This is a genomic window from Pseudoroseicyclus aestuarii (assembly GCF_003217255.1).
Lineage (GTDB): Bacteria > Pseudomonadota > Alphaproteobacteria > Rhodobacterales > Rhodobacteraceae > Pseudoroseicyclus > Pseudoroseicyclus aestuarii.
In genome coordinates, this window is record NZ_QJTE01000003.1 from 375,027 (window position 1) to 400,739 (window position 25,713).

The 25,713-nt window shown below is 70.3% G+C and carries 21 protein-coding genes and 1 tRNA gene; 16 read left to right on the plus strand and 6 right to left on the minus strand.

The annotated features are described in order from the left end of the window. Positions 1-16 precede the first annotated feature (16 nt). Genes DFP88_RS11120 through DFP88_RS11135 form a run of 4 tightly spaced genes read right to left on the minus strand, consistent with a single transcriptional unit; the run spans position 17 to position 5,033 of the window. Positions 17-1,648, minus strand: a complete 1,632-nt coding sequence (locus tag DFP88_RS11120; protein ID WP_110814551.1) for an ABC transporter ATP-binding protein — start codon at positions 1,646-1,648, stop codon at positions 17-19. Further along, a complete protein-coding gene (locus tag DFP88_RS11125) occupies positions 1,641-2,459 on the minus strand; it encodes an ABC transporter permease (protein WP_220032327.1) in 819 nt (272 codons plus the stop codon). Before DFP88_RS11125 ends, DFP88_RS11120 begins: the two co-directional genes overlap by 8 nt. 2 nt (positions 2,460-2,461) lie before the next feature. Beyond that, complete coding sequence (locus DFP88_RS11130; RefSeq protein ID WP_220032328.1) at positions 2,462-3,418, minus strand: ABC transporter permease; 957 nt, start codon at positions 3,416-3,418, stop codon at positions 2,462-2,464. A gap of 28 nt (positions 3,419-3,446) precedes the next feature. Then, complete coding sequence (locus DFP88_RS11135; RefSeq protein WP_110814554.1) at positions 3,447-5,033, minus strand: ABC transporter substrate-binding protein; 1,587 nt, start codon at positions 5,031-5,033, stop codon at positions 3,447-3,449. Positions 5,034-5,353: 320 nt separating this feature from the next. On the opposite strand from DFP88_RS11135, the gene DFP88_RS11140 reads away from it, so the two are divergent. The 3 genes from DFP88_RS11140 to DFP88_RS11150 are packed head-to-tail and all read left to right on the plus strand — an operon-like array spanning position 5,354 to position 8,283. Then, positions 5,354-6,511 (plus strand): glutathionylspermidine synthase family protein, encoded by a 1,158-nt coding sequence (locus DFP88_RS11140; protein ID WP_110814555.1) that lies wholly within the window; start codon positions 5,354-5,356, stop codon positions 6,509-6,511. Between the two features lie 13 nt (positions 6,512-6,524). After that, a complete protein-coding gene (locus DFP88_RS11145; RefSeq protein WP_110814556.1) occupies positions 6,525-7,100 on the plus strand; it encodes a DUF1190 domain-containing protein in 576 nt (191 codons plus the stop codon). Between the two features lie 13 nt (positions 7,101-7,113). After that, positions 7,114-8,283, plus strand: coding sequence for a BaiN/RdsA family NAD(P)/FAD-dependent oxidoreductase (locus tag DFP88_RS11150; RefSeq protein ID WP_110814557.1), 1,170 nt, complete (start codon positions 7,114-7,116; stop codon positions 8,281-8,283). Positions 8,284-8,296: 13 nt separating this feature from the next. On the opposite strand, the gene DFP88_RS11155 is transcribed toward DFP88_RS11150, so the two are convergent. Further along, a complete protein-coding gene (locus DFP88_RS11155) occupies positions 8,297-8,581 on the minus strand; it encodes an SH3 domain-containing protein (RefSeq protein WP_110814558.1) in 285 nt (94 codons plus the stop codon). A gap of 122 nt (positions 8,582-8,703) precedes the next feature. Then, a tRNA-Cys gene (locus DFP88_RS11160) sits at positions 8,704-8,777 on the minus strand. Between the two features lie 342 nt (positions 8,778-9,119). On the opposite strand from DFP88_RS11160, the gene DFP88_RS11165 reads away from it, so the two are divergent. From DFP88_RS11165 to cysG, 13 genes are all read left to right on the plus strand, one after another. Continuing rightward, positions 9,120-9,704, plus strand: a complete 585-nt coding sequence (locus DFP88_RS11165) for an ANTAR domain-containing response regulator (RefSeq protein WP_110814559.1) — start codon at positions 9,120-9,122, stop codon at positions 9,702-9,704. Further along, entirely contained in the window at positions 9,701-10,873 is a 1,173-nt protein-coding gene (locus DFP88_RS11170) for an ABC transporter substrate-binding protein (protein ID WP_110814560.1), read from the plus strand. The genes DFP88_RS11165 and DFP88_RS11170 overlap by 4 nt, the downstream gene beginning before the upstream one ends. 277 nt (positions 10,874-11,150) lie before the next feature. After that, on the plus strand, positions 11,151-12,518 hold the full coding sequence (locus DFP88_RS11175) for a CmpA/NrtA family ABC transporter substrate-binding protein (protein ID WP_110814561.1): 1,368 nt from the start codon (positions 11,151-11,153) through the stop codon (positions 12,516-12,518). A gap of 105 nt (positions 12,519-12,623) precedes the next feature. Beyond that, complete coding sequence (locus DFP88_RS11180) at positions 12,624-13,700, plus strand: ABC transporter permease (protein ID WP_110814562.1); 1,077 nt, start codon at positions 12,624-12,626, stop codon at positions 13,698-13,700. An 11-nt stretch (positions 13,701-13,711) separates the two neighbouring features. Then, the gene (locus tag DFP88_RS11185; RefSeq protein ID WP_110814563.1) at positions 13,712-15,418 is read left to right on the plus strand and encodes an ABC transporter ATP-binding protein; all 1,707 of its coding nucleotides are present in this window, start codon (positions 13,712-13,714) and stop codon (positions 15,416-15,418) included. After that, positions 15,418-16,347, plus strand: a complete 930-nt coding sequence (locus tag DFP88_RS11190; protein WP_110814564.1) for a GAF domain-containing protein — start codon at positions 15,418-15,420, stop codon at positions 16,345-16,347. The genes DFP88_RS11185 and DFP88_RS11190 overlap by 1 nt, the downstream gene beginning before the upstream one ends. Before the next feature lie 10 nt (positions 16,348-16,357). Beyond that, the gene (gene nirB / locus DFP88_RS11195) at positions 16,358-18,799 is read left to right on the plus strand and encodes a nitrite reductase large subunit NirB (protein ID WP_110814565.1); all 2,442 of its coding nucleotides are present in this window, start codon (positions 16,358-16,360) and stop codon (positions 18,797-18,799) included. A gap of 8 nt (positions 18,800-18,807) precedes the next feature. Continuing rightward, on the plus strand, positions 18,808-19,140 hold the full coding sequence (gene nirD, locus DFP88_RS11200) for a nitrite reductase small subunit NirD (RefSeq protein WP_110814566.1): 333 nt from the start codon (positions 18,808-18,810) through the stop codon (positions 19,138-19,140). A 95-nt stretch (positions 19,141-19,235) separates the two neighbouring features. Continuing rightward, positions 19,236-20,087: a formate/nitrite transporter family protein gene (locus DFP88_RS11205; protein ID WP_110814567.1), complete on the plus strand. Its 852-nt coding sequence runs from the start codon at positions 19,236-19,238 to the stop codon at positions 20,085-20,087. A gap of 62 nt (positions 20,088-20,149) precedes the next feature. Beyond that, positions 20,150-20,617 (plus strand): cyanase, encoded by a 468-nt coding sequence (gene cynS, locus DFP88_RS11210; RefSeq protein WP_110814568.1) that lies wholly within the window; start codon positions 20,150-20,152, stop codon positions 20,615-20,617. Between the two features lie 4 nt (positions 20,618-20,621). Continuing rightward, positions 20,622-23,243, plus strand: coding sequence for a nitrate reductase (locus DFP88_RS11215; RefSeq protein WP_110814569.1), 2,622 nt, complete (start codon positions 20,622-20,624; stop codon positions 23,241-23,243). Further along, positions 23,240-24,217 carry a glycosyl transferase family protein gene (locus DFP88_RS11220; RefSeq protein ID WP_110814570.1) on the plus strand — a complete coding sequence of 326 codons (978 nt, stop codon included), beginning with the start codon at positions 23,240-23,242 and terminating at the stop codon, positions 24,215-24,217. Before DFP88_RS11215 ends, DFP88_RS11220 begins: the two co-directional genes overlap by 4 nt. Further along, positions 24,214-25,605 (plus strand): siroheme synthase CysG, encoded by a 1,392-nt coding sequence (cysG, locus tag DFP88_RS11225; RefSeq protein WP_110814571.1) that lies wholly within the window; start codon positions 24,214-24,216, stop codon positions 25,603-25,605. Before DFP88_RS11220 ends, cysG begins: the two co-directional genes overlap by 4 nt. Positions 25,606-25,713: the final 108 nt, after the last annotated feature.

A 25,713-nucleotide genomic window follows, 5' to 3' on the forward strand; every position in this document is an offset into this window, starting at 1 on the left:
ACGCTCCTTGGGTCGGTCATTGTCCGCCGCTGGCGATCCGCCGCGAGGAGAGCGCCTCTTCGAGCCAGCCCTCCTTCATCTCGGGCACGGATTTCAGCAGCAGGTCGGTATAGTCGTCGAAGGGCGGCGAGAGCGCCTCGTCCCGCGGGCCGAAGCGTTGCAGCCGCCCGTTCAGCATCACCGCCACGCTGTCGGCGATGGCGCGCACGATGGCGATGTCATGGGTGATGAAGACGTAGGAGACACCCGTCTCCTTCTGCAGCCGCATCAGCAGCGACAGGATCCCCTCGGCCACCAGCGGGTCGAGCGCGGAGGTCGGCTCGTCGCAGAGGATCAGCTCGGGCCCGGCGGCCAGCGCGCGGGCGATGGCGACGCGCTGTTTCTGCCCGCCCGACAGCTCTGCCGGGTAGCGGTCGGCGAAGCCCTGGCCCATCTCGATCTGGTCGAGAAGCTCCTGCACCCGCTCGCGCCGGGCCTTGCCGCGCATGCCGTGGTAGAAGCGCAGGGGCCGGCCGATGATCTGCGCGACGGTATGGCGCGGGTTCACCGCCGTGTCGGCCATCTGGTAGATCAGCTGGATCTGCCGAAGCTGGTCCTTGCTGCGCTGCGCGAGGCGGGGCGGCAGGGTCTCTCCGTCGAAGGTGACCGTCCCCGCGGACTGCGGCAGCAGCCCGGTGATGACGCGGGCGAGCGTGGATTTGCCCGAGCCCGATTCCCCCACGATGGCCAGCGTCTGCCCGCGCGGCACGTGCAGCGACACATCAGTCAGCACCTGCGGCCCGCTGCCGTAGGAGGCCGAGATCCCCTCGAGCCGCAGAAGCGCGCCTGACTGATCGGTGGCGGCGGGTTTGCTGGTCGTGCGCACATCGACCAGCGCGCGGGTATACCCCTCTTCCGGCGCCTCGATGATCTGGCGGGTGGGGCCGTATTCGACCGTCTCGCCATGGCGCAGCACCATGATGTCGTCGGCCACCTGCGCCACCACGGCCAGATCGTGCGTGATGTAGAGCGCGGCTGTCCCGGTCTCTTCGATGGCGCGCTTGATCGCGGCGAGCACGTCGATCTGCGTCGTCACGTCGAGCGCGGTCGTCGGCTCGTCGAAGACGATCAGGTCGGGGCGCGGGCATAGCGCCATGGCCGTCATCGCCCGCTGAAGCTGCCCGCCAGAAACCTGGTGCGGGTAGCGGTTCCCGAAGGTCTCGGGATCGGGCAGGCCGAGGATGCCGAAAAGTTCGGCGGCGCGGGCGCGGGCCTCTGATTTCGACATGATGCCGTGGCGCAGCGTGCCCTCGATCACCTGATCGCCCAGCTTGTGCGCCGGGTTGAAGGCGGCGGCGGCCGATTGCGCGACGTAGCAGACGCGCGCGCCGCGGACCCGCCCGATGCCGCGCGGCGACAGCGCGAGGATATCCTCGCCGTCCAGCCGCACCTGCCCGCCGGTGATCGTGACCCCGCCGCGGCCATAGGCCAGCGCGGCGAGGCCGATGGTGGACTTTCCGGCGCCAGACTCGCCGATCAGCCCGAGGACCCGCCCCTTCTCGAGGTCGAAGGAGATGCCCTTGACGATCTCGATCTCGCGGCGCGAGCCGTCTTCTTCATAGGCATGGGCGCCGATCTTCAGATCGCGGACTTCCAGCAGATCAGCCATCGCGGCCCCCTTTCAGACTCGAGGTCCGGTGCAGCAGCCAGTCGACGACGATGTTGACGCAGACCGCCAGCGCCGCGATGGCGCCGCCCGGGATCAGCGCCGCCGGCACGCCGAAGATGATGCCGTCGCTGTTGTCCTTGACCATGCCGCCCCAGTCCGCCTGCGGCGGCTGGATGCCGAGACCCAGGAACGACAGCGTCGACAGGAACAGGACGGCGAAGGCGAAGCGCAGGCCGAACTCGGCCAGCAGCGGCGAGAGGGCATTGGGCAGGATCTCTCGGAAGATGATCCAGATCGTGCCCTCGCCGCGCAGGCGCGCCGCCTCGACGAAGTCCATGACGGCGATGTCCACCGCCACCGCCCGGCCCAGCCGGAAGACGCGGGTGGAATCTAGGATCGCCATGACGAGGATCAGGATCCACAGCTTCTGCGGCAGGGCGGCCAGCACCACGAGGGCGAAGATCAGCGTCGGGATCGACATCATCAGATCGTTCAGCCGCGACAGCCCCTGATCGACGATCCCCCGCGTCACGGCAGCCACGAAGCTGAGGCAGATGCCGATGGCGAAGGACAGGATCGAGGCCGCGAGCGCCACGAAAAGCGTCGTCTGCGCGCCGAAGATCAGGCGCGACAGCAGGTCTCGGCCAAGGTTGTCGGTGCCCAGCCAGTGCTCGGGGCCCATCGGCTCCCAGACCGCGCCGACGATCTCTCGCTCGCCATAGGGGGCGAGGACAGGGGCGAAGAGGGCGGCGACGAAGGCCAGCGCGATGCCGGCCATGCCGATCCAGGCGGAGGGCGGGATGCTGCGCAGCCTCATCGCGGGTGCCTCAGCCGCGGATTGGCGAGGATCGAGACGATATCGGCCACCATGTTCAGAAGGATGTAGACGGCCGCGAAGATCAGCCCGCAGGCCTGCACCACCGGCATGTCGCGCACCGTTACCGCATCGACCATGTACTGGCCCATGCCGGGATAGACGAAGACCACCTCGACCACGACGACGCCGACCACGAGATAGGCGAGGTTCAGCGCCACCACGTTGACGATGGGCGCCACCGCATTGGGCGCGGCGTGATGGATGATCGTGCGCAGAGCGCCGATGCCCTTGAGCTCGGCCGTCTCGATGTATTGCGAGGACATGATCGACAGGATCGCGGCGCGGGTCATGCGCATCATATGCGCGATCACCACCAGCACCAGCGTCGCCACCGGCAGCGCGATGGCGCCCAGCCGCTCGCCCAGGCTCATGCTGTCGTAGACGGTGGCGGGGAAGGGGGCGACGCCGAACTTCACCGCGAAGAAGAGGATCAGCAGGTAGCCCACGAAGAACTCGGGCAGCGAGATCGCGGCCAGCGAGACGATGTTGATCAGCCGGTCCGCAAGGCGGTCGACGTAGCGCACCGCCAGCATGCCAAGGCCCACGGCCAGCGGCACGGCGATGACCGCGGCCACGGCGGCGAGGAACAGCGAATTGCCCAGCCGGCGGCTGATCTGCGCGCTGACGTCCTGCCCGCTGGCCCATGAGGTGCCGAAATCGCCCTGCACCGCCCCGCCCAGCCACTCGAAGTAGCGGGTCCATATGGGCCGGTCGAGGCCGAGCTCGGCAGTGATGTTGGCGATCGCCTGCGGCGTGGCGCTTTGCCCGAGGTAGGTGCTGGCGAAATCGCCCGGCAGCGCCTCGATCCCGACGAAGATCAGCAGCGAGACGGCGATCAGCAGCAGCGCGGAGAGCCCGAGCCGCTGCAGGATCAGGGTTGCGACGGGGGGCAGGCCGCGGCGCTGCCCCCCTGAACTGGCGTCACTCATTCAGCCACACGCGGCTGATCATCCGCCCGCTGGAGAAGTCGTTGCCGATGTCGTCGACGTAGCCCATCAGATTGGCGCTGGCGGCGTTGATGTAGTCGTTGAAGACCGGGATGATCGCCCCGCCCTCGTCGCGGACCATCAGCGCCATGTCGCGGTACAGCTCCTCGCGGCGCTCGGTGTCCAGCTCGGCCCGCGCCTCCAGCAGCATCGCGTCGAAGTCGTCGCGGAAGAAGTTGGTGTCGTTCCACTCCGCGCTCGACAGGAAGTTGGTGGAGTAGCGCGAATCCTGCGTCGGGCGCCCGCCCCAGTAGGAGGCGGAGAAGGGCTGCACGTTCCAGACGTTGGACCAGTAGCCGTCCTCGGGCTCGCGCACGATGTTCAGCTCGATCCCGGCCTCGGCCGCGTTCTGCTGGAACAGCACGGCGGCATCGACGGCGCCGGGGAAGGCGACGTCCGAGGTGCGCAGCGTGATCGGCCCCTCGTGACCCGAGCGGCGGTAGTAGTCAGCCGCCTGCTCGGGGTCGTAGGTGCGCTGCTCGATCCCCTCGGGGAAGAGGGCATAGGCCTCGTTCACCGGGAAGTCGTTGCCGATGGTGCCGAAGCCGCCCAGCACCTGCTGCAGCATCGCCTCGCGGTCGATCGCCAGCTTCAGCGCCATGCGCAGGTCGTTGTTGTCGAAGGGCGCCGTGTCGCAATGCATCAGGAAGGAGTAGTAGCCCTTGCCCGATGTGGTCAGGATCTCGACGTTGGGGGCGCGCTGCAGCAGCGGCACGGTCTTGGGCGCGATGGTGCTGGCGAAATGCACCCGGCCCGAGCTGAGCGCCGCGACCCGCGCGGTGTTGTCGTTGATCACCAGGATCTCGGCGCTGTCGACATGGCCGCGGTCGTCGCGCCAGTCGTCCTCGTTGCGGGTGAAGGTCAGACGCACGCCCTGCTCGGCGGTCTCGAGCTTGTAGGGGCCGGTGCCGATGGCGGCATCGGGGGCGTCGCGGCCGCCATTCGGCTGCATGATCAGGTGGTAGTCGGTCAGGATCAGCGGCAGGTCGGCATTGCCGGCGTCCAGCGTGATGACCAGATCGCCGCCGCGGTTCTCGATCCCGGTGATCGACTGCAGCAGGCCAAGCGCGCCCGACTGCGATTCCGCGTCGGTGTGGCGCTGCAGCGTGGCAACGGCGTCGTCGACCGTGAAGGGGCTGCCGTCGTGGAAGGTGACGCCCTGCCGGATCTTGAAGGTCCATTCGGTCGCATCGGCCGAGGGGGTCCAGCTTTCGGCAAGGTTCGGGACCGGCGTGCCTTCGACCGGGTCGGATTCGACCAGCGTGTCGCCCCAGGTCTGCACCGCGGTGAACATGACCGAGCCGGTCGCCGCCGCCGGGTCGAGCGAATCCGTCGAGGCGCCGCCGTTCAGGGCGATCAGCAGGTGGCCGCCTTTCTGGGCCTCCTGCGCCGAGGCGGCGCTGGCAAAGAGCGGCGCGGCCGCGGCGCCGAGGCCGGCGGCCAGGCTGCGGCCCATGAATTCGCGCCGGCCCATGCGGCCACGGGCGACCTGCCGCGTCAGAAACTTGGTGTAGTCGTCCATGAAATCTTCCCTTGTTCCCTGTTGGGCGCATTCGACTTCAGGCCGGCAGCCTTGGCTGCCGGGTCCGGCATCTGCCGCCCGATCATTTTCGTGTGGCTGCATCAAACCGGCTCGGCATGCGATTTACAACCCTGCTGACGCCATGCTGGCCCCCGGAATCACCAGCATTTTCACGCTCAGAGGGCTGTGCAGGGGGCGCGGCACACGCAAAGCGGTCGGCGCCGCGCGGGGGCGGGCGCGAATCCCCTTGCCGCCCGCAGCGATCTTCTCCAGATCTGCGCGCGCCCGCCGCGAGCGCGGCGGCAGCAGGAGGGCGCGCCATGGAGAAGATCACCCTGCCGGAGCGCCCGGACTGGCGCGCCAAGGCCGAGGAACTGGGCTTCACCTTCGCCGATATGCACGGAGAGCCCTACTGGGACGAGACCAGCGCCTACCGCTTCTCCCTGCAGGAGGTCGAGACCCGGCTCGAGGATCCCTCGACCGAGCTGCACGCCATGTGCCGCGAGGCGGTGGCGAAGATCGTGGACAGCGAGGAGATGATGGACCGCCTCGCCATCCCCGGGGCGCACCGCGACCTCGTGCGGGACAGCTGGCGCGCCGGCGAGCCCGAGCTTTATGGCCGCTTCGATCTGGCCTACGACGGGCAGGGGCCGGCCAAGCTGCTGGAATACAACGCCGACACCCCGACCTCGCTTTACGAGAGCGCGGCCTTCCAGTGGCTCTGGCTGGAAGACCAGATGGAGCTGGGCGTGCTGGAGGCCGGCGACGACCAGTTCAACGGCATCCACGAGGCGCTGACCGAGCGCTTCGGCGACATGTTCGAGCCCGACACCGACCTGCATTTCACCGCCGTCGGCGGCCAGCCCGAGGATTACGCCACGGTCGAGATGCTGGGCTGGGCCGCGCGCGAGGCGGGCCTCGGCGCCCATTACCTCGACCTGCAGTCCATCGGCCTCAGCACCGAGGGGCAGTTCCTCGACGACGAGGAGCGGGTGATCGGCGTGCTCTTCAAGCTGTACCCTTGGGAGGATCTGCTGCGCGACGACTATGCCGAGCGTCTCAGCGCCTCTGGGATGCGGCTGATCGAGCCGCCGTGGAAGGCGCTGCTGTCGAACAAGGGCATCCTGCCGATCCTGTGGCAGATGTTCGAAGGCCATCCTAACCTGCTGCCCAGCTACTTCGAGGGGGATGCCCCGGCGCTGGACCGCGCCGTGCGCAAGCCGCTTTTCTCGCGCGAGGGAAGCTCGATCACGATTACCGAAGGCGGGCAGGTGATCGAGGCCTCGCCCGATGACAGCTATGCCGCCGGGCCCCATATCATTCAGGAATACCATCCGCTGCCGGTGATGGAGGGCTTCCGCCCGGTGATCGGCACATGGATCGTGGGCGAGACCTGCGTCGGCATGGGTCTGCGCGACGACCGCTCGCGGATCACGCAGGATCTGTCGCGGTTCAAGCCGCATTTCATCAGGGACTAGAAGGGACCGCTCGATGAGGAAACGCTCAACCACCGTCGCGCTCGGCATCCTCGGCGCCGCCTCCTTCGCCCTCGCCGGGTGCCGCGACGAGCAGGTCGAGGCGCAGGCCTTCCCCGATCTGCAAAGCTGCCAGTCGGCGGTGGGCGACGATACCTTCAGCGCCGCCGATTGCGAGGCGGCCTTTGCCGAGGCCGAGACGCTGCACGTCGAATCCGCCCCCCGCTACGAGAACCTCGCCCTTTGCGAGGAAGAGCATGGCGAGGGCAACTGCGGCGACGAGCAGTCGGTGGCGCAGACGGGGTCGGGCAATATCTTCATGCCGCTGCTCGCCGGCTACCTGATCGGCAACATGATGAGCGGGCGCGGCGGCATGAGCGCGGCGCAGCCGCTCTACCGCAGCGGCGACGGGCGCTTCACCAATGCCGCCGGCACTTCGAGTTATTCGTCGAACCGCGGCGCGGCCACGCTGAACCAGAGCCAGTTCCGCACGCCCCCGCGCACCGCGGGCCAGCCGCCGATGACGCGCGCCACGCTGTCCTCGCGCGGCGGCTTCGGCGCGACCGGCGGCACGCGCGGCTTCGGCGGCTGACGCCGGCGGGGCCGTGCACTACGACGCGATCATCCTCGGCGCCGGCGGCGCCGGGCTGCTGGCGGCGGCCACGGCCGGGCAGGCCGGGGCGCGCGTGCTGCTGCTGGATCACGCCGAAAAGGCCGGCAAGAAGATCCTGATCTCGGGCGGCGGGCGCTGCAATTTCACCAACATGCATACCGAGGCCGGCTGCTACCTGTCGGAGAACCCGCATTTCGCGAAATCCGCCCTCAGCCGCTACACGCAGTGGGATTTCCTCGCGCTGGTCGAACGGCACGGCATCGCCTGGCACGAGAAGACGCTGGGCCAGCTCTTCTGCGACGGCTCCGCCCGGCAGATCGTGGCCATGCTGCTCGAGGAATGCGCGCGCGGCGGCGTCGAGATTCGCCTCTCGACACAGATCGGCGAGATCGGCCATGACGGCGCGACCTTCAGCCTCGGCGGCGATACCGCGCCGCAGCTCGTCATCGCCACCGGCGGCCCTTCGATCCCGAAGATGGGCGCGACCGGCGTCGCCTTCGACATCGCCCGCCGCTTCGGCCTTGCTGTCGTGCCGCCGCGCCCGGCGCTGGTGCCGCTGGTGCTGGGCGAGGACGCGCAGGCCTTTCGCGACATCTCGGGCGTCTCGCTCCCCGTGACCGCCCGCAGCGGCGGGGCGTCTTTCGAGGAGGCGGCGCTCTTCACGCATCGCGGCCTCTCCGGTCCCGCGATCCTGCAGGTCTCGAGCTACTGGCAGCCGGGGGAGGCGGTGACGCTGGACCTGCTGCCACAGGCCGGGGCGGCGCTGCGCGAGGCGCGGGGACGAATGCCCCGATCCGGCCTGCGCGCGGCCCTGGCGGAGCATCTGCCCGCCCGACTGGCCGAGGTCATGGCCGCCCGCATCGGCTTCGCGCGGGAGCTGGGCAATACCCCGGACGCCGAGATCGACCGCGCCGCCGACATGCTCTCGGGCCTGGTGCTGCATCCGACGGGAACCGAGGGCTACGCCAAGGCCGAGGTGACCGCCGGCGGCGTCGACACCGCCGCCCTCTCCTCGCGCACGATGGAGGCGCGGTCGGTCCCCGGCCTCTATGCCATCGGCGAGGCGGTCGACGTGACCGGCTGGCTCGGCGGCTACAATTTCCAGTGGGCCTGGTCCTCCGGCGTCGCGGCGGGGCAGGCGCTGGCCGCCCGCCGCGGCTGAAGGGCGTCGCGCCTCAGCCGTCCGAGAGGTAATCCTCGGAGACATAGCCCGTCACGCTCGGCGCATCGGCCAGCGCCACGCGGCACCACAGCTGACCAACCTCGGTCACGCAGTGCCGCCGCTCGAGCTCGGTGCCGTCGGGCAGGCCGAGGATCACGCTGTAGCCCAGCCCGGGCCCGGCCCGCAGCTTGAGCAACTCGTCCGGCCCGGTATTCTGCACCACCGCCCGGCTGCCCACCGCGCCGCAGGCGCCGAGAAGAAGGAGCGGCAGGAGAAGGGCAAGGCTGGAACGCGGCATGTCTGGACCTCGGACTAGGGGGCTGTCCCACCGTTCTGCCCGCCCGGACCGCGAGAGGGAAGACCGATCTCGACTGCGTGCCGCAGCGCGACATGGCGAAGGATTGTGTGAGGAGAGAGGCTTGGAGGTGGGTACCGGAATCGAACCGGTCTACACGGATTTGCAATCCGCTGCGTAACCTCTCCGCCAACCCACCAGACAAGGCGTTTCGCGCGATGCCTTGGCATCCTGCCACACGACTTGCCGCGCATTCATGTCGTTTTCGGCGTCTGTCTGCAAGGGCCAGGCGCCGCTTTTTCCGGCCTGCCGCAGCGCGACCTTGCCGGCGGGGATGCCGCCTGTCCTGCGCCGGCATCGCGGGCCCGGCCGTGCCGCGACTTGGGCCTCGACCCCTCGCGTCGCCGGGTGATCGAAACAATGACCGTTTTGCGATCATTCGGCCCGGCACCTGCACGCTCTTGGTGCAACGGGTCGCCATAGCCCCCGGGTGCGGGCGGCTCGCCGGTGCATCCGCGGCGCCGGGCCCTACAAGAGCGCTGTGAGCAAGGGGCTTTCCATCGTCGTCGTCGAGATCGATCGTGACCGTGCGCTCGCGATCGTCGACGGCCTGCGCGAGACCGGCGACCATGACATCCAGGTGATCTCGGAGGTTTCGGGCCTTGCCCGCCGGCTTGCCGAGCGGAACCCCGACATCGTCCTCATCGACATCGCCAACCCCTCGCGCGACACCATCGAGGAGCTGACCCTCGCGACCGCGCCGCTCGAGCGCCCGGTCGCGATGTTCGTCGACCGCTCGGACGACGGGCTGACGCGGGCGGCGATCGAATCGGGGGTCTCGGCCTATGTCGTCGACGGGCTGCGCCCCGACCGGGTGAAGCCGGTCATCGACGCCGCCGTCACCCGCTTCAACATGGTCCGGCGGATACGCGACGAGCTGGCCGAGACCAAGCGCGCGCTTGAGGAGCGCAAGGTCATCGACCGCGCCAAGGGACTTTTGATGAAGGCCCGCGGCATCGACGAGGGCGCCGCCTACGGGCTTCTGCGGAAGACCGCGATGGACCAGAACCGGCGCATCGCCGATGTCGCCGCCGCGCTCGTGACCGCCGCGGGGCTTCTGTCGTGAAGGCGCGCCTGTCGGTCGCCTATGTCCCGCTGGTCGATGCGGCGCCCATCATCGTCGCCAAGGAGTTGGGCTTCGCCGAGGAAGAGGGGCTGGAGCTTGACCTTTTGCGCGCGCCGTCGTGGTCCTCGGTCCGCGACTGGCTGGCCTTCGGGCGGGTCGAGGCCGCGCATCTTCTCTCGCCCATTCCCGTCGCCATGGCGCTGGGCCTCGGCGGTGTCGCGGCGCGGGTCTCGGCGGTGCAGGTCCTCTCGGTCAACGGCAATGTCGTCGGCGTGTCGCAGGCGCTTGCCGCGCGGATCGCCGATGCGGGCGCGCCGGATTTCGGCGATGCGGCGGGGGCCGGGCGGGCGCTCGCGGCGGCGGCGGGGGGGCGGCTGCGGGTCGGCGTGCCCTTTCCCTTCTCCATGCATGCGGAGCTTCTGTACTACTGGCTCTCGGCCTCGGGCCTGCCCGCGCCGGAGGGCGTCGAGATCCGGACCGTGCCGCCCGCACTGATGGCCGAGGCTATCGGCGCCGGCGAGATCGACGCCTTCTGCGTGGGCGAGCCCTGGGGATCGCTGGCGGTCGAGACGGGGGTCGGGCGGCTCCTGCTTCCCGGCTCCTCGATCTGGAGCTTCGCGCCCGAGAAGGTCCTCGCCCTGCGCACCGACTGGGCCGAGGCCGAGCCGGAGCTGGCGGGCCGCCTGATGCGGGCGATCTGGCGGGCGGCGCGCTGGCTCGGCACCGGCGGCGTCGCGACCACGGCGGCCGAGATCCTGGCGCGCGAGGGTTATCTTGGCCTGCCGCCCGAGCTGGTCGACCGGGCGCTGTCGGGGCATCTCGTCGTCTCTCCGGGCGGCGGCTCGCATGCGGTGCCCGGCTTTCTCGAGTTCTTCGCCGGCGCCGCCACCTTTCCATGGAAGAGCCAGGCGGCCTGGATGGGGCACCGCATGGCCGCGCGCCTCGGGCTCGAGCGCGAGGGTGCGAGCACAGCCGCGAAGGCGGTGTTCCGCACCGACCTCTACCGCCGCCACCTCGCGGGGGCCGGTGCCCAGATGCCCGGCGCCTCCGAGAAGGTGGAGGGTGGAATCACCGCCGGCACCATGGTCGCCTCCGACACGGGGCAGATGGAGCTCTTCGAAAACCGCTTCTTCGACGGGCAGATATTCGACCCAAGCCGGGACAACTGACGCAGCCTTGTGCATCCCGCGTCCGCGGATCGGGCGAGACCGGCAGAAATTCACGGCCCGGTCATAAAGTGTCTTGCCGGGTCCGCAGGCATCCCGCATCCAAGGTTCCATCGAAGAGCAACGGGGCGCTTCGATACTCTCTCCCTAAGCAGGGTTGACCCGAGCATGGCCGCTCGACCGTCCGCGCAGTCATGCGCGGTCTCGGTTGATGCGGCCTTTTTGCATTCCGACCCCGTCCCGCGCTTCCCGGACGGGGCGACGACAGGGACGACGACAGATGAGACATCGCTTTGCCGGAGCCGCCTTCGCCGCGCTCTTCGCCAGCACCGCCACGGCGCAGATGCTCGAGCTCGAGACGGACGAGCTGACCTTCGGGTTCATCAAGCTCACGGATATGGCCCCGCTCGCGGTGGCCTACGAGCAGGGCTACTTCCTGGACGAGGGGCTTTTCGTGACCCTCGAGGCGCAGGCCAACTGGAAGGTGCTGCTCGACGGCGTGATCGACGGCCAGCTTGATGGCGCGCATATGCTGGCGGGCCAGCCGCTCGCCGCGACGATCGGCTACGGAACCGAGGCGCATATCATCACGCCCTTCTCGATGGACCTGAACGGCAACGGCATCACCGTGTCGAACGAGGTCTGGGAGGCGATGGCGCCGAACATCCCGGCGAACGCGGACGGACTGCCGCAGCACCCGATCTCGGCCGCGGCGCTGGCGCCGGTCGTCGAGGATTACAATGCCTCGGGGCGGCGCTTCGACATGGGCATGGTCTTCCCGGTTTCGACCCACAATTACGAGCTGCGCTACTGGCTCGCCGCGGGCGGGATCGAACCCGGCTATTACAGCCCCGAGGATACCAGCGGCCAGATCGCCGCCGAGGTCTTCCTGTCGGTCACGCCGCCGCCGCAGATGCCCGCCACCCTCGAGGCGGGCACGATCTACGGCTACTGCGTGGGCGAGCCCTGGAACCAGCAGGCCGTCGCGATGGGCATCGGCGTGCCGGTCGTCACCGACTACGAGATCTGGAGGAACAACCCCGAGAAGGTCTTCGGCATGACCGCCGCCTTCGCGGAGGAGAACCCCAATACCGCGATCGCGGTGACGAAGGCGCTGATCCGGGCGGCGATCTGGCTCGACGAGAACGACAACGCGAACCGCGAGGCGGCGGTCGAGATCCTGTCGCGCCCCGAATACGTCGGCGCCGACGAGGCGGTGATCGCCGCCTCGATGACGGGCACATTCGAGTACGAGCAGGGCGACGTCCGCGAGGTCCCCGACTTCAACGTCTTCTTCCGCTACAACGCGACCTATCCCTTCTACTCGGACGCGATCTGGTACCTGACGCAGATGCGCCGCTGGGGCCAGATAGCCGAGGCGCAGGACGACCAGTGGTATTTCGATACCGCCGAACGCGTCTATCGCCCCGACATCTACCTCGAGGCGGCGCGGATGCTCGTGGACGAGGGGCTCGCGTCGGAGGCCGATTTCCCCTGGGACAGCGACGGCTACAAGGCGCCGACGCCCGCCGCCGATATCATCGACGGCATCCCCTACGACGGCCGCGCCCCCAACGCCTACCTCGAGAGCCTGCCGATCGGCCTGAAGGCCGACCAGCGGGTCGTGGGCCGCGCGGTCGAGGGCTGAGGCCGCGACCGCGCACCTCCCCTGACGAGACGAAGTCCGGCCCGCTCAGGGCCGGTCTGGACCGCCGAGGCGCACCGCAATCCGATCCACGCTCTGGAGACAGCCATGACCGCCGTCGATCCGAACGTCCTCGAAGCCGACCACAAGGAGGCGCGCCGCGCCCTCTGGTTCACCCGCATCAACCGCGTCGACCGCTGGTTTTCGGTCCTCGGCCTCGCCTGGGTCACCCCGCTCCTCCGCGCTGCCGCCGGGGACAACCCCCGCGGACAGATCGGCGAGATCTGGCGGCTGCTCGGCATCCCCCTTGCCGCCATCGCCGGCTTCCTGACGCTCTGGGCCGTCCTCGCGCCCACGGTGCAGACCTCGCTCGGGGCGATCCCCGGGCCGGCGCAGGTCTGGGAAGAGGCGGTGACCCTGAACGAGGACGCCGCCCGCAAGGCGGAAAGCCGCGCCCGCTTTCAGGAGCAGGTCGCCACGCTGAACGAGCGCCGCGTCGCGGCGGGGCAGGAGCCGGTCCAGCGCGCCTATACCGGCGCGCCCAGCTACTACGACCAGATCGCCACCTCGATCGGCACGGTCTTCTTCGGCTTCCTGATCGCCACCGTCGTGGCCGTGCCGCTCGGCATCGCCGCCGGCCTCTCGGCGACGGCGAATGCCGCGCTCAACCCGCTGATCCAGATCTTCAAGCCGGTCTCGCCGCTCGCTTGGCTGCCCATCGTCACGATGGTCGTCTCGGCGGTCTACACCACGCAGGACGGGCTTTTCGCCAAGTCGTTCCTCGTCTCGGCGATCACCGTCACGCTCTGCTCGCTCTGGCCGACGCTTATCAACACCGCCCTCGGCGTCGCCTCGATCGACAAGGACCTCGTCAACGTCTCGAAGGTCCTGAAGATGTCGACCCGGGCGAAGATCACCAAGCTGGTGCTGCCCTCGGCCCTGCCGCTGATCTTCACCGGCCTGCGCCTCTCGCTCGGCGTCGGCTGGATGGTCCTGATCGCGGCCGAGATGCTGGCCCAGAACCCGGGCCTGGGGAAGTTCGTCTGGGACGAGTTCCAGAACGGCTCCTCCTCCTCGCTGGCGCGGATCATGGTCGCGGTCCTGACCATCGGCATCATCGGCTTCCTGCTCGATCGGCTGATGTTTGCGATCCAGGCCGCCTTCACCTTCACGAACACTCGCTGAGGAGGGGGCGCATGGGCATCCTGACCTTCAACGGCGTCTCCAAGGGCTTCGGCGACGGCATCCACCGCCACGAGGTGCTGAAGGGGATCGACCTCGATGTCGAGGACGGCGAGTTCGTCGCGATCCTCGGCTTCTCGGGCACCGGAAAGACGACGCTGATCAACCTGATGGCGGGGCTCGAGACGCCCGATCGCGGCGAGGTGCTGTTCCGCGGCAAGCCCGTGGAGGGCCCCGGCCCCGAGCGCGGCCTCGTCTTCCAGAGCTACAGCTTGATGCCTTGGCTGACCGTCACAGGCAACGTCATGCTGGCGGTCGACGCGGTCTCGCCCGACCTCGCGAAGGCCGAGCGCGCCGCCCGGGCCGAGCACTACATCGCGATGGTGGGCCTCGCCCATGCCGCCGCCCGCCGCCCGGCGGAGCTTTCGGGCGGCATGCGCCAGCGCGTCGCCGTGGCGCGCGCCCTCGCCATGACCCCCGAGGTGCTGCTGCTTGACGAGCCGCTCTCCGCGCTCGACGCGCTGACGCGCGCGAACCTCGCCGACGAGATCCTGAAGATCTGGGAGGCGGGCACCGACGGCGGTGGCCGCAAGACCTGCGTGCTGGTGACCAACGACGTGGACGAGGCGATCCTGCTCGCCGACCGGATCGTGCCGCTCAACCCCGACGGCACGCTGGGCGAGGCCTTCCGCGTCGAGATCCCCCGCCCCCGCAACCGCGGCGAGATGAACCACCACGAGGGCTTCAAGCGCCTTCGCGCGAGGGTCACGAAGTACCTCATGGACACCGGCATCGAGAGCCGGGTCGAGGGCAGCCGCAAGCTGCCCGAGGTCACGCCGATCCACGGCGTCCCCTCGGCCGTCGCCAAGGTCGGGGCCACCGCGACCGCGGAGCGCTATCTGGAGTTCTCGCACCTCCACAAGGTCTATCCCACGCCCAAGGGGCCGCTGACGGTGGTCGAGGACTTCGACCTCAAGCTGCGCAAGGGCGAGTTCGTCAGCCTGATCGGCCACTCGGGCTGCGGTAAGTCCACGGTGCTGACGATGACCGCGGGCCTCAACGCCATCTCGAAGGGCGGCATCATCCTCGACGGGACGGAGGTTGTGGGCGCCGACCCCGAGCGCGCGGTGGTCTTCCAGTCCCCCTCGCTCTTCCCCTGGCTGACCGCGAAGGAAAACGTCTCCGTCGGCGTCGACCGCGTCTATCCCAAGGCCAGCCAGGCCGAGCGGCAGGAGGTGGTCGAATACTACCTCGAGCGCGTGGGCCTCGCCGATGCGATGGACAAGCGCGCCGCCGATCTCTCGAACGGGATGCGCCAGCGGGTCGGCATCGCCCGCGCCTTCGCCCTCTCGCCCAAGCTGCTGCTGCTCGACGAGCCCTTCGGGATGCTCGACAGCCTGACCCGCTGGGAGCTTCAGGAAGTCCTGATGGAGGTCTGGTCCCGCACCAAGGTGACCGCGATCTGCGTCACCCACGACGTGGACGAGGCGATCATGCTCGCCGACCGCGTGGTGATGATGACGAACGGCCCCCGCGCCACCATCGGTCGGATCATGGATGTCGATCTGCCGCGCCCGCGCAGCCGCAAGGCGCTGCTCGAGCACCCCGATTACTACGCCTACCGCGAACAGGTCCTCGGCTTTCTCGAGGACTACGAGGGCGGCGCGCATCCCGCCCCGGCATCCCCCGCTGACGCCAAGTCCGAAGAGGAGGCCGCCTGATGGCCGGGGTGATCGCGCAAACCGATCCGACCTTTGTCGAGGTCGCGGAGGTCTGGGTGCCGGAAGAGGGCCGCCTCGTCCTCGCCGGGGGCAGCTACGGCGCCCTCGACGCCTTTGCCGAAACCTCGCGCGGGACCTCCTTCGGCCGGGGCGAGGGGCTGCCGGGCAAGGCATGGGCCGAGGCGCGCCCCGTGGTCCTGAAGGGCTTCGACGGCTCCTATTTCCGCCGGACCGAGGCGGCGAAGGCCGCCGGGCTGACCAGCGCCGTCGCGGTCCCGGTCTTCGCCGGCAGCGCGTTCAAGGCGGTCCTCGTCGTCCTTTGCGGCGACGGGCCCGAGCGGATCGGCGCCATCGAGGTCTGGGAGGAACGGGACGGCGTCCTGCACCTCGACGACGGCTACTACGGCGCCGCAAGGCACTTCGAATGGGTCAGCCAGCACACGCAGTTCCCGAAGGGGCAGGGCCTCGTCGGGGGTGTCTGGGCCGCCCGCACCCCGATCCTGATGCGCGACCTCGGCTCGGGCTACCGCTTCGTCCGCGCCGAGAGCGCCGGAAAGGCGGGGCTGACCACGGGCCTCGGCCTGCCGGTCCCGGCGCCGGGCGGCAAGACCTACGTGCTGACGCTTCTCTCCGCCCTCGGCACGCCCATCGCGCGGCGGTTCGAGATCTGGGACGCCCGCGCCGCCCGAGTCGGCGCCGCGAGGGAGGCGATCCTGATCGACGGCATCTGCGCCCGTGAAGGCGCGCTCTGGGACGACGAGGACGAGCGCCGCACCACCGCCTGGAAGGGGGTCGTCGGCCGCGTCCTCGGCTCTGGCGTGCCCGCCGTCGAGACCAACGAACAGGCCGCCCACGGCTATTCCAGCGTCGTGGCGCTGCCCATCCATCAGGGCGGCGAGCTTTCGCATGTCGTCGCCTGGTATTGCTGAGGAGGCCCTGATGCCCAAGGAAAAACTGGTCATCGTCGGCGCCGGGATGGCGTCGGGACGACTGCTCGAGCACCTCTTCGAGGCCGAGCCCGACCGCTTCGAGGTCACCGTCTTCAACGCCGAACCCCGCGGCTGCTACAACCGCATCATGCTCTCGCCCGTCCTGTCGGGCGAGAAGAGCTGGTCCGAGATCGTCACCCACGACGACGCATGGTACGCCGCGAAGGGCGTGACCTGCCGCTTCGGCGAGAAGGTCGTCGCCATCGACCGCGCCCGCAAGACCGTCTCGGGCGAGCGCGGCGAGGTTCCCTACGACCGCCTGGTGATCGCCACCGGATCGTCGCCCTTCATCATCCCCGTCCCGGGCAGGGACCTGCCCGGCGTCGTCAGCTACCGCGATCTCGACGATACCAACGCGATGATCGAGGCCTGCAAGCCAGGCGCCCGCGCCGTGGTCATCGGCGGCGGCCTTCTCGGGCTCGAGGCCGCTGCCGGCCTGCGCCTGCGGGGCATGGAGGTCACCGTCCTCCACCTTTCGGGCCACCTGATGGAGCGGCAGATCGACGCCTCTGCCGGCTATCTGCTGAAGCAGGACCTCGAGCGCCGCGGCATCGACGTCCGCCTCAAGGCCTCGACCGCCGAGATCCTCGGGGAGGGGCGCGTCGAGGGCGTGCGGCTGATCGACGACACCGAGATCCCCGCCGACCTCGTCGTGATGGCCGTCGGCATCCGCCCCTCGACCGCGCTCGCCGCCGCCGCGACCCTCGAGGTCGGGCGCGGCATCCTCGTCGATGCCCAGATGCGCAGCGCGACCGATCCGGAGGTCTTCGCGCTGGGCGAATGCGTCGAGTTCGAGGGCGCGGTCTTCGGCCTCGTCGCGCCGCTTTACGACCAGGCCAAGGTGCTGGCGAAGACGCTTCTGGGAGAGGACGACACCTTCGTCCTGCGAGAGCTTTCGACCAAGCTCAAGGTCACCGGCTGCGACCTTTTTTCGGCCGGCGATTTCGCGGAGGGCGAGGGCCGCGAGGACGTCGTGTTCCGAGACCCGGCCCGCGGCGTCTACAAGCGCCTCGTGATCGAGGGCGACCGCCTGATCGGCGCGGTGATGTACGGCGATACCGCCGACGGCGGCTGGTTCCACGGCCTGATCAAGGACCGCGCCGACGTCTCGGAGATGCGCGAGACGCTGATCTTCGGCCCCGCCTTTCAGGGGGGCGAGCCGCTGGACCCTACGGCGGCCGTTGCAGCCTTACAGCCTGAGGCGGAGATCTGCGGCTGCAACGGCGTCTGCAAGGGCTCCATCGTCGAGGCGATCGGGGCCGGCGCGACCGACCTTGGCGCGGTTCGGGCCAAGACCAAGGCCTCGGCCTCCTGCGGCACCTGCACCGGCCTCGTGGAGCAGATCCTCGCCGTCACGATGGGGGGCGACTATGCCGCGCCCAAGGCCCAGCCGGTCTGCGGCTGCACCGATATCACCCACGAGGACCTTCGCCGCCTGATCAAGGCGCAGGAGCTGAAGTCCCAGCCCGCCGTCTGGCAGGAGCTTGGCTGGCGGACGCCGAACGGCTGCCACGTCTGCCGCCCGGCGGTGAACTACTACCTCCTTGCCGACTGGCCGCTGGACTACACCGACGACCCGCAGTCGCGCTTCGTGAACGAGCGCAACCACGCCAACATCCAGAAGGACGGCAGCTATTCCGTCATGCCGCGGATGTGGGGCGGGATCACCACGCCGGACGAGCTTCGCGCCATCGCGGATGCCGCCGACAGGTACGGCGTGCCGACGGTGAAGGTGACGGGCGGCCAGCGGATCGACCTTCTCGGCGTGAAGAAGGAGGATCTGCCGGCGATCTGGGGCGACCTCAACGCCGCCGGCATGGTCTCGGGCCATGGCTATACCAAGGGTCTGCGCACGGTGAAGACCTGCGTCGGGACCGACTGGTGCCGCTTCGGGACGCAGGATTCCACCGGCCTCGGCATCCGCCTGGAAAAGATGCTCTGGGGTTCGTGGACGCCGCACAAGGTCAAGCTCGGCGTCTCGGGCTGCCCCCGGAACTGCGCCGAGGCGACCTGCAAGGACGTGGGCATCATCTGCGTCGACTCAGGGTTCGAGATCGGCGTCTCGGGCGCCGCCGGCATGGACGTCAAGGAGGTCGAGCGCCTCGCCAAGGTCGCGACCGAGGACGAGGTGGTCGAATGGGTCGTGGCCTTCGTCCAGCTTTACCGCGAGCACGCGAAATACCTCGACCGGCCCTACAAGTGGACGGCCAAGGTCGGCATGGACTGGGTCCGCGAGACGCTCGCCGATGCCGCGACGCGCGCCGACCTCAACCACCGCTTCGCGATCAGCCAGTCGGTCTACCAGCGTGACCCCTGGGCCGAGCGCACCGAGGAGCAGCAGAAGCGCCGCTACCTGCCGCTCGCCGATCTCACGTTGGAGGCCGCGGAATGACCCGGGACATGGGCTGGATCGACATCGGCGCCCTCGACGACGTGCCGCTTCGCGGCGCGCGGCTGGTGAAGTCGCGCGCGGGCTGCATCGCGGTGTTCCGCACCGGCGAGAACGAGGTCTTCGCCACCTCGAACACCTGCCTGCACCGGGGCGGGCCGCTGTCCGAGGGCATCGTCCACGACCGCAAGGTCACCTGCCCGCTCCACAATCACGTCTACTCGCTCGAGACGGGCGAGGTGCAGGGCGCCGACAGCGGCCGGATCGCGACCTATCCGATCCGCATCGAGAACGGCCGCCTCCTCCTCGAGGCGGCGGCGATCGCCAAGGCGGACGCCGCATGACCGCCGCGCCCGCAGGCCTCCACCGCGCCGGGTCCGGCGCATCCCCCGCGGCGACGCGGGACATCTTCGCCACCATCAACAGGGGACACTGACAGATGAGCTACGTCGTACCGAAGGACTTCGCGACCAAGATGGTCGAGGCCGGAGAGGCCAAGATCAAGATGTCGACCAAGGACATCCTGATCCGCTCCTACATGGCGGGCGCCATTCTCGCGCTCGCCGCGGCTTTCGCGATCACCATCACCGTCAACACCGGCAACCCGCTTATCGGCGCGCTTCTGTTCCCGGTGGGCTTCTGCATGCTCTACCTCATGGGCTTCGACCTTCTGACCGGGGTCTTCACGCTCTGCCCGCTGGCCATGATCGCCAAGCGCCCGGGCTGCACATGGCCCGGCGTCTTCCGCAACTGGGGCCTCGTCTTCTGCGGCAACTTCGCCGGCGCGATGACGACGGCGGTCTTCATGGCGACCATCTTCACCATGGGCTTCACCGCGGAACCCGACGCCGTCGGCCAGAAGATCGGCGTGATCGGCGAGGGCCGGACGCTCGGCTATGCCGAGGCAGGGGCAGGGGGCATGCTCACGCTCTTCGTCCGCGCGGTGATGTGCAACTGGATGGTCTCGACCGGCGTGGTCGCGGCGATGATGTCGACCTCGGTTCCGGGCAAGGTCGTGGCGATGTGGATGCCGATCCTCGTCTTCTTCTACCTCGGCTTCGAGCATTCCATCGTGAACATGTTCCTCTTCCCCTCCGGCATCATGCTCGGCGGCCAGTTCACCTGGGCCGACTACCTTCTTTTCAACGAGATCCCGACCGTCATCGGCAACCTCGTCGGCGGCCTGACCTTCGTGGGCGGCATGATCTACGCCACGCACTATCAGAAGGACTCCGCCGTCACGGCGCCCGCCGGCCAGGATGCCGCCGTCGTCCCCGTGCCCGCCGAGTGATCCTTTCCGGGGCCGCCCCAACGGGCGGCCTCCCTCGATGCCCTCAACCGGAGCCAAAGCGCATGAAAGATACCCTGATCCCCGAGGTCCTGACCAAGGACGACCTCGCCGCCCTGATCCTCGCCGCCAAGAAGCGCAAGGACCTGACCTGGACCGCCATTGCCGAGGGCATCGGCATGTCGCCCGTCTGGACCCATTCCGCCTGCGTCGGCATGAACGCCATGCCGCCCGAGAAGGCCGCGGCCCTCGTCCAGTTCCTCGACCTTCCCGCCGAGGCCGCCGAGACCCTCGCCGAGCCGCCGTCGAAGGACTGGATCCGCGACATCCCGACCGACCCCTGCATCTACCGCCTCTACGAGATCGCCGGCGTCTACGGGCCCACCTTCAAGGCCCTTGTCCACGAGGAGTTCGGCGACGGCATCATGTCGGCCATCGACTTCGAGATGGAGGTGACCCGCCAGCCCGACCCCAAGGGCGACCGCGTGAAGGTCGAGTTGTCGGGCAAGTTCCTGCCCTACCGCACCTGGTGATCCGGTGACCGGGGCCGCCCCGATCCGCTCTACCTGCCCCTACTGCGGGGTGGGCTGCGGCGTGCTACTCCGCCCGGACGGGGCGGGGGGGCTGTCGGTGGCGGGCGACCCCGAGCACCCGGCAAACCGCGGCCGGCTCTGCTCCAAGGGCACGGCCCTTGGCGACACCCTCGGCACCCGTGGCCGGCTCCTCCACCCGCTGGTGGAGGGGCGCCGCGCCACCTGGGACGATGCCCTCGACCGCGTCGCAAGCCGCTTTTCCGAGGCTGTCGCGATGCACGGCCCGGGCAGCATTGCCTTCTACGTCTCGGGTCAGTTCCTGACCGAGGATTACTACGTCGCCAACAAGCTGATGAAGGGCTTCATCGGCTCGGCCAATATCGACACAAACTCGCGCCTCTGCATGGCCTCGACTGTCGCCGGCCACCGCCGCGCCTTCGGCACCGACACCGTGCCCGGCACCTACGACGACCTTGAGGAGGCCGACCTCGTCGTCATCGTCGGCTCGAACCTCGCCTGGTGCCACCCGGTCCTCTACCGCCGCCTCGCCGAGGCGCGGGAGCGGCGCGGCACCCGGGTCGTCGTCATCGACCCCCGCCGCACCGCGACGGCCGATATCGCCGACATGCACCTCGCGCTGCGGCCCGGTACCGACGTCGCGCTGTTCGCCGGCCTTTTCGCCCACCTCCACGAGGCGGGGGCGATAGACGGGACCTTCGTCCTCGACCACACCGAGGGCTTCGACGCCACGCTCGACGCCGCCGCCACCGCCCGCCCCGGTGCGACCGGCCTCGACCCCGACGCCATCGAGGCCTTCTACCGCCTCTGGACCCGGACCGAGCGCGTCGTGACCCTTTTCAGCCAGGGCGTGAACCAGTCCTCGCGCGGCACCGACAAGGTCAGCGCGATCCTGAACTGCCACCTCGCCACGGGCCGCATCGGGCGCCCCGGCTCGGGCCCCTTCAGCGTCACCGGCCAGCCCAACGCCATGGGCGGGCGCGAGGTCGGCGGCCTCGCCAACACGCTCGCCGCCCACCTCGACCTCGAGGATCCGACCCACCGCGCCGCCGTCGCCGGTTTCTGGGACGGCCCCCGCCTCGCCGACCGGCAGGGCCTCAAGGCCGTCGAAATGTTCCGCGCCGCGGCCCAAGGCCGGGTGAAGGCGCTCTGGATCGCCTGCACCAACCCCGCCGCGACGATGCCCGAGGCGGATATGGTGCGCGAGGCGATCCGCGCCTGCGACTTCGTCGTCGTCTCCGACCTCTTCGCCACCACCGACACCGCGCGCCTCGCCGATGTCGTCCTGCCCGCCGCCGGCTGGGGCGAGAAGGACGGCACCGTCACCAATTCCGACCGCACGATCAGCCGCCAGCGCGCCGCACTCGGCCTGCCCGGAGAGGCGCGCCCCGACTGGGCCGCCTTCGCCGAGGTCGGCCGCCGGATGGGCTGGCCCCGCGCCTTCGACTACGCCCGCCCGGCCGAGATCTTCCGCGAGCACGCAGCCCTCTCGGGCCTCGCCGCCGGGCTTGGCCGCGACTTCGACATCTCGGGCCTCGCCGGCCTCTCGGATGCCGACTACGACGCGCTGGCCCCGATCCGCTGGCCCGTCGCCACTGGCCGCAGCGGAGGCCGCTTCTTCGGGGCAGGGGGCTTCTTCACCCCCACGGGCCGCGCCCGCATCCACCCCGTGCGGCAGGAGGAGCCGGCGGCCCGCACCTCGCCGCGCTACCCCTTCCGCCTCAACACCGGGCGGGTGCGCGATCACTGGCACACGATGACTCGGACGGGCCGTTCGGCGCGCCTCTCGCGGCACATGGCGGAACCCTTCCTCCAGATCCATCCCGGCGACGCGGCGCGCCTCGGCCTCGTCCCGGCGGGCCTCGCGCGGGTCCGCAGCCCGCATGGCGAGGCGGTCCTGAGGGTGCTCGTCTCGGAGGCGGTGCAGCCCGGCCACCCCTTCGCGCCGATGCACTGGACGGACGAGACGGCCTCGGCGGGCCGCATCGACGCCCTCGTCGAGGCCGCGACAGACCCGGTCTCGGGCCAGCCCGAGAGCAAGGCCTCCGTCGTCGCGATCGAGCGCTTCGAGGCGGCGTGGTACGCCTTTGCCGTCTCCTCCCGTCCCGTCCGGCCAAGCGCCGACTACTGGGCGCTGGCACAGGACGAGGCCGGGGTCCGCGCCGAACTGGCCGGCCTCGTCCCGGTGACCGACTGGCCGCGCTTCGCCGCGGACCTTTTCGGCACCACCGCCGTGCCGTCCGTCTTCGCCGACCCGGCACGCGGCGACCTGCGGATCGCCTTCGCGCGGAACGACCGGCTCGAAGCCGCGCTTTTCGTCGCGCCGCGCCCGGTGGCGGTCTCTCGCGGGCATGTCGCGGGGCTGCTGGGACAGGAGGCGTCGCAGGTCCTCGCCGCCCGTCCCGGCGCCGGGCGCGGCGATCCGGGCCCCACGGTCTGCTCCTGCATGAACGTCGGACGGACCGCGATCCTCTCGGCCTGCATGGCGGGTGCGGTGGATGTCGCCGCGGTCGGGCAGGCGACCGGCGCGGGCGTCACCTGCGGCTCCTGCCGGCCCGAGATCGCCGCGCTTCTCGCCGCCGTCGCTAGGCCGGAGGCGGCAGAATGACCCTTCGCCACGCCGTCGCCACGCTGGGCCGGGGCCCCGGCCGCTCCCGCAGCCTCGACATGGCCGAGGCCGAAGCCGCCATGGCCGAGGTCCTCTCGGGCGAGGCCGCGCCCGAGGCGCTGGGCGCGCTCCTCATGCTGCTTCGCATGAAAGGCGAGACGGCGGACGAGGTCGCGGGCTTCACCCGCGCGATGCGCGCCGCCCTCCCGGATCTGCCGACCCCCGCGCTCGACTGGCCGGTCTATGCCGCGGGCCGCACGCGGGGGCTGCCCTGGTTCCTTTTCGCCGCACGGCGCGTCGCGGAGGCGGGCCATCCGGTGCTGCTGCACGGCTGGACGGTCAACCCCGCCCCTCTCGAGGCGGGGCTGAAGGCCGCCCGCATCCCCGTCGTCACGCCCGGCGGTGCCGCGGATGCGCTCGCCCGTCACCGCATCGCCTTCCTGCCGCTCGAGGCGCTGTCGCCGGCGCTCCTGCGGCTCCTGCAGCTTCGGGAGGTCTTCGGCCTCCGCTCCTGCGTGAACACCTGCCTTCGGATGCTGAACCCCGGGGCCGCGCCCGCCATGGTGCAGGGCGTCTTCCACCCCTCCTACCGGATGCTGCAGGCCGAGGCCGCGCAGCGGCTCGGCCAGCCGTCGCTGACCGCGATCAAGGGCGGCGGCGGCGAGTTTGAGCGCACGCCGGTCAAGGAGGTCGAGCTGATCGGCCTGCGCGGCGGCCACCCCTGGCAGGCCACGGCGCCCGCGCTGCTCGCCGAGACCCGGCGCCTTGCCGATGCCGAGCCGGACCTCGCGCAGCTCGCCGCGCCCGATCCCGGCCCCTTCGCGCGGGCGGTGATCGAGGGCACCGCGGCCCTCGCCTTCGACACGCTCGGCCTCGGCGCGGATGCCGCCGGAGCCTCGCCCCTCCGCATGGACCTAGCCCCCCGTCCGATCCCGGACGCCCCCCTCTCGCGCAGGCAGGAGACCGCTCGATGAAGTCCTTCCCGATGTTCATCCGTACCACCGGCCGCAGGGTCGTCATCGCCGGCGGCGCGGAGCAGGCCGCGCAGAAGGCGCGCCTGATCCAGAAGACCGACGCCGAGATCCTGCTCGCCGCGCCGGACCTCGACCCCGAGCTCGCCCATCTCGTCGCCTCGCGCCGCGCCACGCAGGAGGCCGGTCCCCTGACCGCCGCCACCTTCGCCGGCACCGCCATGGTCTTCGTCGCCACCGGCTGCGCCGGCGCCGATGCGGCCCTCCACGCGCTGGCCAAGGCCGCGGGCGCCACGGTCAACGTGGTCGACCGGCCCGAGCTGTGCGACATCACCACGCCGGCCATCGTCGACCGCGATCCCGTCGTCGTCGCCATCGGCACCGAGGGGACCGCGCCGGTCCTTGCCCGCGCGATCAAGACGAGGCTGGAGGAAAGCCTGCCGCTCAACCTCGGCGGCCTCGCCGCGTTCGCCGGCACGCTGCGCGGCGCCGTCGCCCAGCGCCTCCCCGCCGCGACCCGCCGCGCCTTCTGGCGCTGGGTCTTCCGCGAGGAGCCGGCCCGACTGCATGCCCGCGGCGCCGAGCGCGAGGCGAGCCGTCTCGTCAAGGATGCTCTCGCCGAGGGGCGGGTGCCCGAAGGCGCTGGCCGGGGCATGATCTCTCTTGTCGGCGCGGGCCCAGGGGCGCGTGATCTGTTGACCCTCCGCGCCGTCGAGCGGCTGCAGGAGGCCGATGTCATCTTCTACGACCGCCTCGCGGGGACCGAGGCGCTCGAGCTTGCCCGCCGCGACGCGGAGCGGGTCTGCGTCGGAAAGACGGTCGGCGCCTCCACCTGGCCGCAGGAGCAGATCACCGCCCTGATCGTCGCCGAGGCCCGCCGCGGCCGCCGCGTCGTGCGCCTGAAGTCCGGCGATCCGTCGATCTTCGGCCGCGCCACGGAGGAGATCGAGGCCGCCCGCGCCGCCGGCATCCCCGTCGAGATCGTCCCCGGCGTCACCGCCGCCTTCGCAGCCGCCGCGGCCATGGGCGAAAGCCTGACGAGGCGCGGCGAGACCGACACGCTGGTCTTCACCACCGGCGCCTGCCGCGACGGCGACGGCGATCCGGACTGGGCCGCCCATGTCCGCCCGGGGGCAAGCTTCTGCCTGTATATGGGCGTGCGATCCGCCCCCCGCATCGCCGCCGCCCTGCGCACCGCCGGGGCCTGCCCGGGCACGCGGGTCGACATCTGCGCCGAGGTCTCGACCGCCAGGCAGCGCCTCCTGACCTGCACCCTTTCCGAGCTTCCCTCGACGCTGGCGAAGGAGGGGGTCGACGGCGTCGCGATCCTTCGCTTCGCATTTCCCAAGCGCGGGCAGGCCCCGGTCCCCGACCTGCTCGCGGCAGAGTAGGGACGACTTGCGGCCCGACCTCTTTGGAGCGCGGCGGTCAGGCTGGCACGGCGCTTTAGGGCGCATGGCCGGGGACCGATGGCCGGCAGTCATCCCGTGGCGCCGGGG

What these genes read in the sequence shown, in the direction of transcription:
- cysG (WP_110814571.1), top strand. Translation starts at nt 24,214, where the DNA reads ATGAAGTCCTTCCCGATGTTCATCCGTACCACCGGCCGCAGGGTCGTC.
- DFP88_RS11205 (WP_110814567.1), top strand. Translation starts at nt 19,236, where the DNA reads ATGAGCTACGTCGTACCGAAGGACTTCGCGACCAAGATGGTCGAGGCC.
- DFP88_RS11135 (WP_110814554.1), bottom strand. Translation starts at nt 5,033, where the DNA reads ATGGACGACTACACCAAGTTTCTGACGCGGCAGGTCGCCCGTGGCCGC.
- DFP88_RS11180 (WP_110814562.1), top strand. Translation starts at nt 12,624, where the DNA reads ATGACCGCCGTCGATCCGAACGTCCTCGAAGCCGACCACAAGGAGGCG.
- DFP88_RS11185 (WP_110814563.1), top strand. Translation starts at nt 13,712, where the DNA reads ATGGGCATCCTGACCTTCAACGGCGTCTCCAAGGGCTTCGGCGACGGC.
- DFP88_RS11175 (WP_110814561.1), top strand. Translation starts at nt 11,151, where the DNA reads ATGAGACATCGCTTTGCCGGAGCCGCCTTCGCCGCGCTCTTCGCCAGC.
- DFP88_RS11140 (WP_110814555.1), top strand. Translation starts at nt 5,354, where the DNA reads ATGGAGAAGATCACCCTGCCGGAGCGCCCGGACTGGCGCGCCAAGGCC.
- nirD (WP_110814566.1), top strand. Translation starts at nt 18,808, where the DNA reads ATGGGCTGGATCGACATCGGCGCCCTCGACGACGTGCCGCTTCGCGGC.
- DFP88_RS11190 (WP_110814564.1), top strand. Translation starts at nt 15,418, where the DNA reads ATGGCCGGGGTGATCGCGCAAACCGATCCGACCTTTGTCGAGGTCGCG.
- cynS (WP_110814568.1), top strand. Translation starts at nt 20,150, where the DNA reads ATGAAAGATACCCTGATCCCCGAGGTCCTGACCAAGGACGACCTCGCC.
- DFP88_RS11120 (WP_110814551.1), bottom strand. Translation starts at nt 1,648, where the DNA reads ATGGCTGATCTGCTGGAAGTCCGCGATCTGAAGATCGGCGCCCATGCC.
- DFP88_RS11145 (WP_110814556.1), top strand. Translation starts at nt 6,525, where the DNA reads ATGAGGAAACGCTCAACCACCGTCGCGCTCGGCATCCTCGGCGCCGCC.
- nirB (WP_110814565.1), top strand. Translation starts at nt 16,358, where the DNA reads ATGCCCAAGGAAAAACTGGTCATCGTCGGCGCCGGGATGGCGTCGGGA.
- DFP88_RS11155 (WP_110814558.1), bottom strand. Translation starts at nt 8,581, where the DNA reads ATGCCGCGTTCCAGCCTTGCCCTTCTCCTGCCGCTCCTTCTTCTCGGC.
- DFP88_RS11220 (WP_110814570.1), top strand. Translation starts at nt 23,240, where the DNA reads ATGACCCTTCGCCACGCCGTCGCCACGCTGGGCCGGGGCCCCGGCCGC.